This is a genomic window from uncultured Hyphomicrobium sp., from assembly GCF_902826555.1.
Lineage (GTDB): Bacteria > Pseudomonadota > Alphaproteobacteria > Rhizobiales > Hyphomicrobiaceae > Hyphomicrobium_C.
Map to the genome: position 1 here is coordinate 32,833 of NZ_CADEFI010000009.1, position 12,277 is coordinate 45,109.

The window sequence follows — 12,277 nt, forward strand, 5'->3', positions numbered from 1 at the left end:
CGGTCTGGATCCCCTCTCTACCGCGCTGCCGTAGCCCTGCCGTCGGGCGCCACCATCGGCGCCGGTTCGAGCACGTTGCCTCCGAACGTCTGCAGCTCGAGCACCGCCAGTCCGCGTTCCGGCGTCCCGTCCGACCGCAGGCGGATACTCCCTTCGACACCCGTAAATCCAGCCGGACGCGTCAACGCTGCCGGCGTGAACCGTTGCCCGGGTTCCGCCGACGACAACGTGATGGCGATGCTGACCGCATCATAGGCCAGACTCGCGAGCTTGGGCGGCGACTGCCCGAACGAGCGCGAGAAGCGCTGCGCGAAGTCCGTCCAACCATGCGGATCCGAACCGGGATACCAGCCACCCACGAAGGCACCGTTGCGCCCGGCACTCGGAAAATCCCAGCCGCCCGTGCCGAGCAATTGAATGCGCCCTCCGCCAATTCCGGCGTAGGTCAGAACCGGATCGATCTGCGGCAGCATCTCGGGCCCGGCCGCAATCAGGACGGCGTCGATCGGCGCCGCCGTATCCGCGCTTTGCTTCACCTCGTCCGCGAGCGCCCGCACCGGGTCCAACATCGCGTTCGCCTCGAGCGGATAGCGGCCAACCGAACCGACCATGCCGCCGCTGCGTTGCACCGCCTGCCGAAACGCCGGTTCCACCACCTGACCGTAGGCATCGTCGGGCACCAGAGCCGCAAACCGGCGCTTGCCGCGGCTCACTGCATAGGCAACGACGCGATCGACCTCCTGTTCGGGCAGCACGCTCATCATGTAGACGCCGTTGCCGGCCACGCGCCTGTCGTTGGACAACGTCAGCACCGGCACGCTCGATTTGCGTGCAACCGGTGCGACCGCGCTCGTCGCGGCACCCGTAATCGGCCCGACGATGATTTCTGCGCCCTCGCCGATGGCCTCTTGAGCGGCCTGCGCGGCACCCTCGGGCGTCCCCCGGTCATCCTTGACGATGAGTTGAACGAGCGCGTTGTCGAGCTCGAATAGCGCCAGCTCCCCCGCCTGCTTCATGCCCTTGGCCGTGACGGCCTGCGGCCCATAGCCCGAAAGCGTGAGCAGCATGCCGATGCGAACCGGCTTTTGCGGTTTACCGTCGGCGAGCGGAGGTTTCTGCTCACCCAGCGCCGATGTCGAAGAGGACGAGCCGTTGAGATTGGTGGCACAGGCCCCCACGAGGCCGGCCGCAAGGGCGGCCACGCCGGCACACACGATCTTCCGCCACAGGCTCGTCACGCAGGAAGCCCCATGACCACTCGGATACGCTCACGATCTGCTCGTGTGTTGGAGGTTCTGGTTACAGGCTCAGCTACCGGCGGTGAAGCGAAATTTGTTGCACGTGTTGAATAAGTCCTGGCTTTTCCCCGGCTGAGGCGGGAAACAGGAAAGCCGCGACACTGTCGCGCACAACCCATCCAAGGCGTGCCGATGAGCGATGAGGAACCGGAGAATTCGACCAACGATGCGCCTGCGACAACGGCTAGGGTCGCATTCGAGATCGAGCGCCAGATCGGCCTGCCCCTGGCTCCCGGCCTCTATCTCGTCGCGACGCCGATCGGCCACCTGGCCGACATCACGCTACGCGCCGTGGCCACTCTTGCACGCGCCGACGTGATCTACTGCGAGGACACGCGCCACAGCCGCACACTGCTCGCACACTACGCCATCCGCGCGCCCCTCCGTCCCTACCATGAGCACAACGCCGACGAGCAGCGCCCCCGCGTTCTCAAAGATCTCGACGATGGCCGTGTCGTCGCCCTCATCAGCGACGCCGGTACACCGCTGGTATCCGACCCTGGCTTCAAGCTCGTGCGTGAGGCGACCGCGCGCGGCCACTTGGTCACGGCCATTCCCGGTCCCTCTGCCACCCTTGCGGCGCTGAGCGTTGCGGGGCAGCCGACCGACGCCTTTTTCTTCGCGGGATTTCTTCCTGCCAAAGGAGGTGCGCGAAAATCTCGGGCCGCGGAGCTCGCGGCCGTCCCCGGCACGCTGGTCTTTTTCGAAGCACCGACCCGGCTGGCTCAGACGCTCGCCGATCTTGCTGCTGTACTCGGAAACCGCCCGGCCGCGGTGGCGCGCGAATTGACCAAGCTGCACGAAGAGGTGCGCCGCGCGCCGCTCGCGGACCTTGCCCAGGACTTCGAGAGCAATCCGCCCAAGGGCGAGGTCGTGATCGTCGTCGCCCCGCCCGGAGACATCGAGGTCAGCGATGCCATGATCGAGGCGAAGCTGACCCCCGCTCTCGAAGACCTCAGCCTCCGCGACGCCTCCCGCGTTGTCGCCGACGCGCTGCACATTCCCAAGGCGCGCGTCTACGATTTGGCCCTTGCCATGAAACGCGGCCCGCGGAGCTGATCGATGACCCTCCGCCCCGTGCCGACCGCGAGCGACAGACGGCGGGAGGAGCGGCGGGTCCGCAACCGGAGGGGTTCGCGGGCGGAATGGATGGCGGCGCTCGCTCTACGCCTGCGCGGCTATCGCATCCTCGGCAGACGGCAAAAAACCCCACTCGGCGAGATCGACATCATTGCCGTCCGCGGCCGCCGCCTGGCATTTGTCGAGGTCAAGCAGCGGGCCTCGCGGGAGGCCGCCGAAGCGGCCGTGACCGCCACCCAGCGCGAGCGCATTCGCCGCGCTGCCGGCCTCTGGCTGGCGCGTCATGAGCGCTACCAGCACCACGACATCGCCTTCGACCTCGTATTCGTGGTCTCCCGGCGCTGGCCCGAGCACATCGAGAACGGGCTTTAGGCGGCCCACCACACTCAAAGAACACGAAGATGTGTGATTGCAGGGTCTTCCCGGTCGCATCCGTGATGAATTATACGCTACACTATAACATGGGGACCATGCGAAACCCAATCGAGGCATGTGGAGGAAATCACGATGAGAAAGTCGACTGTCGCGCTGATGTTGGCCACCGGGGCCTTGTTTATTGGAGCCGGGACGGCCTCAGCCGCGAGCCTCGTCTCGGCCAAAAAGCTCGAGATCAACGTCGACGAGACGAAAACCGAGGCCGAGCGCAAAGCGCTATGGGAGAAGGTCGGCGGATGGTGCGCCATCAAGGACTGGCACCCGGCCGTAGCCGCCTGCGAGGAGCGCAAGGAAGGTGATGATACCTTCCGCACGCTGACTTTGAAGGACGGCGGCAAGATCGACGAGAAACTCGTAGACACCGGCGCCACGAGCTACCGTTACATCATTCTCACGAGCCCGTTCCCGGTAAAGAACTACGAGGCTCAATTCTCGGTGACGCCCGATGACGACGACCTCGACGAGATCAACGTCGTCTGGAGCGCCACCTATGACGCTGCCGACGGTAAGGACGACAAGGACGCCCGCGCAACCATAGACGGCGTCTTCAAGGCCGGCATCGACAGCATCAAGGAAAAGTACGGCACAAAGGGCGACGACGACGACAAGAAATAGCGTCGAGACCGCATCACGATTGAGCAATGCAAAGGGCGCGATCCTCGCGGATCGCGCCCGAATTCGTTCGCGACATGAAACCTTACTGCGCGGAAGCCGTCACGGCCTTGCCTGCCTTCGCCGCGCGCCGGCGGTTGACCTCCGCCTGCGAGACCTCGCCCGCGCCGATCAGCGCACTGACGCAGCGCTTCGACAACTGCGCACCATGGGAGCGCATGCACTGGCGCACAGCCGTACTACCCACCGGGTGCTGGCTGCAGTAGGAGTAGTAATCCGAGGCGCAGGCGAGCTTGACGCCGAGGCTCACAGCGCCGGCCTGCGAGGTAAGCGCACCCGTCAGCACGACAGCGACGAAGGCGGCGCGGGCAGAGGTGGACTTGATCAGGGTCGACGGCGTCATGGCGATCTCCATTGGCCTTGCATGACGCAGAACGTACTTGGATGTGCAGGCGCTCGCTGTCTCACGGGTGACTGGAATTAAAATGAACGCCTCAAAGTTAATAAAGCGTTGAGACGTCCTGCCAGAATTCGGAAAGAGCAGGACAAAACGAAACGAGAGGAGGAAGCACATGAGCCGCCTGTACGGACCGCAGCACAGGGAGTTGCAGGATCATTTCGCGAGCCGGGCGATGGCCGATCGGATCGAGCTGATCGCCGCCAAGACGGAGATCGATGACCTCGCGCGCGGCTTCATCGAAAGCCGTGACATGTTCTTCCTCTCGACCGTGGACCACCAGGGCCGCCCGACGGTCTCTTACAAAGGCGGCGCCCCGGGCTTCGTACGGGTCATCGATCCGCAGACCATCGCCTTCCCCAGCTACGACGGCAACGGCATGTACTTCTCCATGGGCAACATCGCCGCTCACGCGGAGATCGGCTGCCTGTTCATCGATTTCGAGAAGCCGTTCCGGCTGCGCCTCCAGGGCCGCGCCGAGCTGGTGAAAGACGGCGCCCTGCGTGCCCACTTCAAGGAAGCGGAGCTCGCGGTAAAGGTCACGGTCTCCGACGTCTGGATGAACTGCCCGCGCTACGTGCACCGCTACAAAAAAGAGACCACGTCCCGCTACGTGCCGCGCGCCGAGACGGAAACACCGCTCTGCGAATGGAAACGCATCGACGGCCTGCAGGACATCCTGCGGCCCCACGAGCTCGCGGCCGTCGAAAAGGCGGGCCACATCAGCCAGGACGAATGGATGGGTCACGTCCTCGCGGGCGACGACAAAGTCTGAGCCCGCCATCACCGGGCAACGTGCTTTTCGTTCCACGCGATCTTGTCACGCACCGTCAAGATTAACGGCGCGTACGCACTGCTGGGCGTCGTCCCGCACAGACCCGCGCCGGTGACGAGCACGCGACCTTGCACGCATATGGGCATCTCGTGCTAAGCCTTGGCCGATCTTGAGCCTTCCCGAGAGCACGTCCATGCCCCTTCGCGTTGCCTGCCAGATGGACCCCATCGAGCGGATCGACATCCGCGGCGACAGCACGTTCGCCATCCTGCTCGAAGCGGAGCGGCGCGGGCACGAGATCTTCTACTACACGCCGCAGAACCTCGCCCTCAACGGCCGCGACCTGATCGCCGCCGGTCACGCCTTGAGCGTGGTCGACAAGATTGGCGACCACTATCGGCTTGGCCGCCACAGCCGCGAGAACCTCGCATCCTGGGACGTCGTGCTGCTGCGTCAGGATCCGCCGTTCGACATGGCCTACATCACCACCACGCACTTGCTCGAGCGCATCCACCCGAAGACGCTTGTCGTCAACGATCCCGCGCACGTACGCAACGCGCCAGAGAAGATCTTCGTGCTCGACTTCCTGGACCTGATGCCCGCAACCCTCGTCACGCGCTCGATCGACGACGTTCTGGCCTTCCGCCGCACGCACAAGGACATCATCCTGAAGCCGCTCTACGGCAACGGCGGCGCCAGCGTGTTTCGCATCCGCCCCGAGGATACCAACCTCGGTTCGCTCGTCGAGCTGTTCCAGACCGTGTTTCGCGAGCCGTTCATGGTGCAGGAGTATCGCGCCGAAGTCCGCGACGGCGACAAGCGCATTATCCTTGTCGACGGAGAATACGCCGGAGCCATCAACCGCGTGCCGGCCGAAGGCGAAACCCGCTCTAACCTGCACGTCGGCGGCACGGCGGCAAAGACGGAGTTGACCGAGCGCGAGCGCGAGATCTGCGCCCGCCTTGGCCCCGAGCTCAAGCGCCGCGGCTTGATCTTCACCGGCATCGACGTCATCGGCGGCTATCTGACCGAGATCAACGTCACGTCGCCCACCGGCATTCGCCAAGTGAAGGCGTTCGGCGGTGCCGACATCGCCGCCCTGATCTGGGATGCCATCGAGGACAAGGTCGCGGTCAAGGCGTCTTGACGGCAGCTGCAAACGGGTGCCCGGCGCTCCAGCGCGAAGCCGGAGCGCCGAAGCGCGATCAGTAACGCACCGTCAACTGCGCCGACCCGATGTGGGCCAGGAAGTCTTCGCGAATATTGGCGTCGTAGTTGAGCTGGAACGTCGACTCCGCCCCGACCTGCGCCAGGAGACCCAGGCCAATCGCCGCTGAATCGCGCCCGACGCCAGGCCCAGCGGCCGAGAACGTCGCGCCGCCGGCGGCGAAGCTCGCGGTCACATCCTGCGCATCGTCCGCGAACTCGTGCAGCCACAAGGCGCGCGCCTCGAGCACGGTATCGGCGGCAACCGGCACCAGCGCCTTGACGCCGAGCCCCGACACCAGCGAGTCGTTGTCCTGGTCGTCGACGGCGAGCGCCATGCCGGCGCCGCTGGTCTCCGTATAACCGTCCTGCCGCAGGTTGGAGTATGTCAGCGACGCGACCGGCGTCAGCACGCTGCCGCCACCGACACGCATCGGCACCCCGACCTCCAGCGCAGCATTGTATTGCTGGCCGTCGTGATCGCCCTTGGCCACGTCGTCCAGCGGCACGCTCAGAACGCGCGACGTTTCGTAGTCGTGCCAGGTGAAGCCCGTGCGACCCGTCGCATACCAGCCCGAGCCCTTGTACGAGCCGTAAAGTTCGACCAGATAGCTGTCGATGCTGGTATTGTTCTGACGCGTATCGCCCTCGCCATCAATCTCCGTGTTGGCATACCCGACGGCCACGCCGACGCGCACGCCCGGAGCCGTCCAGTTGTCGTAGCCAGCGAGAATGCCGTAGAGGCGTGCATCGTAGCCATCGACGTGCTCGACCTCGTCCTGATTGAAGCCGACACCGAAGGCACGGCCCCAGAGCGCATTGCCGCCCGCGGACGGACCCGCATCGACGCTCGCCGTGGGTCCGCCGAGGCTGGACCGGTTGGGATCGCTTTGCTTCATGCCGAGACCCGAAGGCTGCGCGAAACTGCCGGCCGAGCCCGTCGCCCCCACCGACGAGAGGCGTGCATCGATATGCTGCCCCGTCGCCTGATTGAGAAGAATCGCAGCCTGCTGCGTGGCGTAGTTGGTCTCGGGCTTCAGCTGCTCGCCCGCCTTGCGCACGTCGTCGTCTTCCGTGAGGTTCTGCACGGCCGCCGCCAAAGCGTCCACATCGGGATCGCTGCCGTCAGTAGCCATGAGAGCATTGAGAGTGGTGATGCCGGGGTTCGACAAGCCTTCGACAACCGACGCGTCGGCGACCGTCGACCCGACGACCAGCGACTTGTTCAGGTTCTTGTCGATCGCCCACGTGACGAGGACGGTGTTGCCTTCGACTCCGGGAAGTTTGTCGCCATAGAGCTCTTTGGCGACGAGGAACCACTCGCCGCTGTGAACGGCATGGTCGATGATCGGCGTCACGGTTGTCTTCGTCGATCCGCTCGCGCCATCCGCCGAGATCGTGCTGCTGCTGCCGTCGACCGCAAGGCCGGTCACGTTCCAGCCGGCCATGGCGCCGTCGCCGATAGCGAGCCGGCCCTTGATGTATCCGCTCTGATCGGACGGCGCGTCTTTGCTCGAGTTCGCGCCCGATCCCGTGATATGCGGCTTCAGGTCGACCGTCTGCGGCGTAATCGTCACATTGGAGCCGGCGGTGCTCAGCAGCGTGGCGTCCAGATATTGATGGTTGACGGTCAGGATGCTGAGGTCCCGTTCGAACACACCTGCGTTCTCGAACGTGAAGTGGCGGTCGGGATTGTCCTCGACCAGCTTGGCAACGGCGTTTGCAAGCGCCGCTGCATAAGTCAGTCCGGTGTCCGACGTGAAGATCTCGGGCGCGCCGCCCTCGTCCTCCTCCTCCTCCTCTCCTTCGTCCTCGCCAAAGGCTGCGCTACGCCCCGCGACGTAGACGCTGTAGGGATTGCCGTTGATTTGCCGTCCGGCAACATCGCCAAAGTTGTTTGCGTCGAGGTAGTTCGTGACGCGCCGCATGTCGACGATGACATTGCCGTCAATGGTGGCACCCGCGTTGTTCTTCAGAACGTGGGCGCCATTTCCGTAGTAGAGATTGCCGATGAGCGTGCCGTTGTTCTCGATCTCGCTGTCGCGGCGGTCGACTATGCCACCAGGGGTATTGGAATTCGGGATCGCCCCATTCGCACCGTTGATGGTGATGGGATCAGCACCAAAACCAATGCGTCCCATGACCGATAGGCCATTGAGACCCGTTACGATCACGTTGCCGTTGATCGTGCCGTTGTTCTCGATGAATGATTTTCCGAAGCCCGCCTCGCGCCCCGTGCAGACGTTAGGCGACGTGCAGTTGGCAACTTCCCCATCGGGCATGTGCTTCAGCAAGCGACCGTCCCACGTCACAATGGCGGCGGCCGACCCGGTCGTTCCTGGCGTGTTGGTGAGCGGATCGGGCGCGACCTCGTAGCCGGAAATCGTGCCGTTGTTCACCAGCTCGAAGGAGTTCGAGCGCGTGAAGATGGCTGCAGTGTATTGGCCGGTCGCCTTGATTGTCCCGTTGTTCGTGACGTTGTGGTCCCTGATCTCCTCTTCGTTGTTGTACACGCCGGCAGCTGCAGCCAGCGTACCGGGCGTTCCTCCGGCATGCGCCGTGGCAGTGATGGCGCCGGCACCGTTGACGGAAATGGAATCGAGCTGTCCGCGCTGCACGGAAATCAACCCGTCGTTCACCATCGTCACTTCGTCGGCATCATTCTGGACGAAGACGCTGGCCGCCTGCCCGAGCCCGTTGTGGATTGCGCTGATCGATCCCGTGTTGAAAAGGGTGAACTCGCTGATGTTGTCGGAGTCGCTGGCCTTGATTCCGTAGATCGCGAAATTCTTGTTGGTGTTGCTGACCGGATTGACCACCACGCCTGTCATCGGGTTGGTCACCACGCCCAAGGTCGCGGTGATATTCGCCGTATTGGTCAGGATCGCTGTTCCCTCCTCTCCCGGCGCGGAGGTGGCCTTGACGCGGATCACCTTGTTGCCCGTGGCACCGTTGGCGGCGTTTCCGGTGTCAGGATCCGTATTGGCGGTCGACCCGCCGAAATCCCCGGTGGTATCCGTCGAGAAGGTCGACGTATCGGTGCAAGTGAAAAGCGATGAGGTGTCCCCGGCACCGCTCGAGACGCAAGCCGCCATCGCCGGATGAGAGACGGTAATGCTTAGCGCGAAGGCAAATGACGCCGTAGCGGCAGCGAGAGCAAAGCGGCTGGAAGTCGTGAACGCAAAACGAGTCATATCCTCCCCCATCGACAGATGTTGGTGCTTGCATTTTATTGTTTGATGTCTGAGCGGTTAGGCGCGCAGGGGCGCCCTAGGCCTGGAGCCCGTTAGGGCCACGGCAATCGCAACGGCGGCTCGGGAGATCGTTGCAAAATCGTCGGGGTGACGGTGACGTCGACAACGCAATACATAGCCCCTCCCCTTGGGAACCCATGCGCCAAAGCGGAGAGACGCTCCCCATCGGCAACTGACTTCCTCGTTCGTCACGCATGGCAGCCGAAGCCCAGGACATGCGGAACACAATAACATTTCACGCTTTGCACACTGATGGTCAGGCTGAGTAATGAGAATAGGATTTGTTCCCGACCTCGGTATTGCTCCGCTAGGAACTTTCCCGATGTTGCCATACGGTGACATCGCGGATCGCACCCATCCGTTCTCTGAGCACGTGCAACATTGCAACGGCCGACGAATTGTTTACTGACTACGTAGACAATTCGATGCCCCCATGTATGGTCGTTTATGTCAGCGTGACTATTAGCCAGCGTACCGTGGGATCGGCACCCAGCCAGCCAACCTCCGTCTGACAAAACGGGATTTGTCGGCTTGGGGGGCTGAATAATGAAACTCTTTGTTGGACGTTTGCGCACCGCTGCGCAGATGACGACGTGCGCCGCTGCACTTTTCGCCAACGCCGCTCACGCTCAGAAGGCCGCTGAGCCTGCCCAGACGCCGGCCGAGCTGCCGCCGTTGGAGGTGACGGCGAAAAAGGCGCAAAAAACCGCTCCCGCAAAGAAAGCACAGGCAAAGGCTGCACCGAAGGCCGCACCTCAGCCGGTCCAGTCCGCTTCCCAGGATGAGGATCGCTCGGGTCTTCCGAGCGGCGTCGCTCCGGTCAAAAACTATGTGGCCAAGGACGCAACCACAGGCACCAAGACCGATACGCCGCTTCAGGAAACGCCCCAGTCGATCTCCGTCGTCGGTGCCGAGCAGATCCGCGACCAGGGCGCGCGCACGATCCAGGAAGCAATCCGCTATGTGCCGGGCGTGCTTGCGGACGGCTTCGGCTACGACAGCCGCGGCGACTACTTCTACATTCGCGGCGTCGAAGGCGCGCATTTCCTCGACGGCATGAGAACACCTCTCGGCTACAACCGCATCCCGCTCGATCCGTTCACGCTCGAGCGCGTAGAGGTGCTGCGCGGACCCGCTTCCATGCTCTACGGTCAAAGCTCCTCCGGCGGACTCGTCAACGGCATCTCGAAGCGTCCGCAGGAAGACGCGCACCGGGAGATCACGGTCGAATACGGATCGTTCGATTTCAAGCAGGTCAAGACCGACATGACCGGTCCGCTGACCGAGGACGGCAAGTGGCTGTACCGCATCGTCGGCGTGGCGCGTGATGCCGAGACGCAGGTGGACTACGTCGACAACAACAACCTGATGCTGGCTCCGTCGATCACCTACAAGCCGACCAACGACACCAGCATCACGCTGCTGACCAGCTTCCAGGACTACGAATCGGGTTCGACCCAGCAGTTCCTGCCTCACGAAGGAACGCTCTATCCTAACGCCACGTACGGGCGCGTACCGCGCAGCCAGTTCCTCGGCGAGCCCGGCGACTACTACGAGACCGAGGCGCAGTCGGCGTCGCTGCTGATCGATCACAAGTTCAGCAAGGACCTGATCCTGCACCACGGCGTGCGCTATGGGCATACGGAAAACGCCTACGAATCGACCTATCCCGCCATCCTGGGAGCCGGACGGATCGCGACCATCAACTCCGCGCTTAACGGCGCAATCCTCGATACGATTTTCCCGGGCTTCGGCTTCCCCGCTCCTGCCGACGTTCCGTTCAGCGTCCCCAATGCACCCTTCCTCGACGCCGCGCATACGCAAATGGCGCGCGCGCAGACGGTGCGCTACACGACGACGGAGATTGTGACCTCGGATACGAACCTCACCGGCAAATTCGATACCGGTCCCGTCTCTCACACGTTGACCGGCGGCTACGATCTCATGTGGTACGACACCCACGGACAGACCACGCCGATCCTGATCAACAACCTCCTGCAGTCGGACATCCTGTCCCCCGGGTTCAACACGTTGCTTACGCCGTACGATGCCCTGATTCAGTTCTTCTCTGGTGGCGCGGCAAACGCAGCATCGGTCGCACAAGGACTGACGCAGGCCTTCGGCGGGCAGAAGCCATTCAACATCTTCAACCCGCAGTATGGACAGAACTCCCCGGTCTTCGAATTCGGAAACGTCACTTACGCGAACGGCATCCCGATGACACCGTTCGGGCAGGAGCAGATCCAGAACGGCATCTATCTGCAGGACCAGCTCCGCTTCGGTCCGTGGATCGCCGTGCTCGGACTGCGGCACGATTGGCTCACGATCAAGAGCCGTGGCCAGCAGGACGAGGAAGAGACGGCGACCACGGGCCGCGCCGCACTGATGTACGCTTTCGACTTCGGTCTCACGCCGTATGTCAGCTATTCGGAATCGTTCACTCCGATTCCCGGTACCCCCATTGTCGAAGACTATACGGACACGACTTTCAAGGCCGCGAAGCCGATGGAAGGCGAGCAAGTCGAGATCGGCTTCAAGTTCGCCCCCCGCGGCACTCCGTTCATGCTCAACGTTGCCGCCTACGAGCTCACGGAATCGAACCGCATCGTGCAGCCCGACATCCTGTTCGAAGCGCTGCAGGGCGCCTCGGTCCGCGTGCGCGGCGTCGAGGTGGAGGCGGCCGGCAGGGTCACGGAGAACTTCAAACTGATCGGCACCTACGCCTTTACCGACGCCATCTACGAGAAGTATCACCCGCTCTACGCCTACAACGAGGGCACGGCCGTCGAGGGAATCCCCCGCCATCAGGCGTCGCTGTGGGGCATCTACAGCTTCAACGACGGGTTCCTCAACGGCCTGTCGCTGGGCCTGGGCGTGCGTTACGTCGGAGAGACGTCGGACGTCGGACAGCGGCTCGCGGCTCCGACCTATTCGTCGACCGAGCTCTTTGAGGTCACCACGCCGTCCTACACGCTGGTCGACGGCATGATCGCTTACGAGACAGACGACTGGCGCTGGCAGCTTTCGGCGCAGAACATCGAGGACAAATATCACGTGGTATCCTGCACGGCCGATCGCGGCGACTGCGCCATCGGACAGGCCCGCACCGTCATCACCGGCTTCACTTACAAGTTCTGACGTTTGAAGGAACACCCAACGG

At 63.4% G+C, this 12,277-nt stretch carries 9 protein-coding genes; 6 read left to right on the plus strand and 3 right to left on the minus strand.

Translation table 11 applies throughout. The annotated features are described in order from the left end of the window. Positions 1-17: 17 nt before the first annotated feature. Positions 18-1,238, minus strand: a complete 1,221-nt coding sequence (locus QZV93_RS06230; protein ID WP_295556886.1) for a penicillin-binding protein activator — start codon at positions 1,236-1,238, stop codon at positions 18-20. Between the two features lie 192 nt (positions 1,239-1,430). On the opposite strand from QZV93_RS06230, the gene rsmI reads away from it, so the two are divergent. The 3 genes from rsmI to QZV93_RS06245 all read left to right on the plus strand — a co-directional run bounded on the left by rsmI (position 1,431) and on the right by QZV93_RS06245 (position 3,428). After that, positions 1,431-2,357, plus strand: coding sequence for a 16S rRNA (cytidine(1402)-2'-O)-methyltransferase (gene rsmI, locus QZV93_RS06235; protein WP_295556888.1), 927 nt, complete (start codon positions 1,431-1,433; stop codon positions 2,355-2,357). A 3-nt stretch (positions 2,358-2,360) separates the two neighbouring features. Next, positions 2,361-2,750 carry a YraN family protein gene (locus tag QZV93_RS06240; RefSeq protein WP_295556889.1) on the plus strand — a complete coding sequence of 130 codons (390 nt, stop codon included), beginning with the start codon at positions 2,361-2,363 and terminating at the stop codon, positions 2,748-2,750. 135 nt (positions 2,751-2,885) lie between these two features. After that, complete coding sequence (locus QZV93_RS06245; protein ID WP_295556890.1) at positions 2,886-3,428, plus strand: SRPBCC family protein; 543 nt, start codon at positions 2,886-2,888, stop codon at positions 3,426-3,428. Between the two features lie 82 nt (positions 3,429-3,510). Here QZV93_RS06245 and QZV93_RS06250 read toward each other — a convergent pair whose 3' ends face one another. Then, positions 3,511-3,828: a hypothetical protein gene (locus QZV93_RS06250; RefSeq protein WP_295556891.1), complete on the minus strand. Its 318-nt coding sequence runs from the start codon at positions 3,826-3,828 to the stop codon at positions 3,511-3,513. Positions 3,829-3,997: 169 nt separating this feature from the next. Here QZV93_RS06250 and QZV93_RS06255 point away from each other — a divergent pair, with 169 nt between their 5' ends. Together QZV93_RS06255 and gshB are read left to right on the plus strand one after the other, a co-directional pair. Continuing rightward, positions 3,998-4,657, plus strand: a complete 660-nt coding sequence (locus QZV93_RS06255) for a pyridoxamine 5'-phosphate oxidase family protein (protein ID WP_295556892.1) — start codon at positions 3,998-4,000, stop codon at positions 4,655-4,657. 193 nt (positions 4,658-4,850) lie between these two features. Continuing rightward, entirely contained in the window at positions 4,851-5,804 is a 954-nt protein-coding gene (gshB, locus tag QZV93_RS06260; RefSeq protein ID WP_295556894.1) for a glutathione synthase, read from the plus strand. 58 nt (positions 5,805-5,862) lie between these two features. On the opposite strand, the gene QZV93_RS06265 is transcribed toward gshB, so the two are convergent. Further along, positions 5,863-9,057, minus strand: a complete 3,195-nt coding sequence (locus QZV93_RS06265) for an autotransporter outer membrane beta-barrel domain-containing protein (RefSeq protein WP_295556895.1) — start codon at positions 9,055-9,057, stop codon at positions 5,863-5,865. A 606-nt stretch (positions 9,058-9,663) separates the two neighbouring features. On the opposite strand from QZV93_RS06265, the gene QZV93_RS06270 reads away from it, so the two are divergent. Further along, the gene (locus QZV93_RS06270; RefSeq protein ID WP_295556897.1) at positions 9,664-12,255 is read left to right on the plus strand and encodes a TonB-dependent receptor; all 2,592 of its coding nucleotides are present in this window, start codon (positions 9,664-9,666) and stop codon (positions 12,253-12,255) included. Positions 12,256-12,277 lie beyond the last annotated feature (22 nt).

Excerpts from the sequence above, each read along its gene's own strand:
- rsmI (WP_295556888.1), top strand. The coding sequence starts at position 1,431 with ATGAGCGATGAGGAACCGGAGAATTCGACCAACGATGCGCCTGCGACA.
- QZV93_RS06240 (WP_295556889.1), top strand. The coding sequence starts at position 2,361 with ATGACCCTCCGCCCCGTGCCGACCGCGAGCGACAGACGGCGGGAGGAG.
- QZV93_RS06245 (WP_295556890.1), top strand. The coding sequence starts at position 2,886 with ATGAGAAAGTCGACTGTCGCGCTGATGTTGGCCACCGGGGCCTTGTTT.
- QZV93_RS06250 (WP_295556891.1), bottom strand. The coding sequence starts at position 3,828 with ATGACGCCGTCGACCCTGATCAAGTCCACCTCTGCCCGCGCCGCCTTC.
- QZV93_RS06255 (WP_295556892.1), top strand. The coding sequence starts at position 3,998 with ATGAGCCGCCTGTACGGACCGCAGCACAGGGAGTTGCAGGATCATTTC.
- gshB (WP_295556894.1), top strand. The coding sequence starts at position 4,851 with ATGCCCCTTCGCGTTGCCTGCCAGATGGACCCCATCGAGCGGATCGAC.
- QZV93_RS06265 (WP_295556895.1), bottom strand. The coding sequence starts at position 9,057 with ATGACTCGTTTTGCGTTCACGACTTCCAGCCGCTTTGCTCTCGCTGCC.
- QZV93_RS06270 (WP_295556897.1), top strand. The coding sequence starts at position 9,664 with ATGAAACTCTTTGTTGGACGTTTGCGCACCGCTGCGCAGATGACGACG.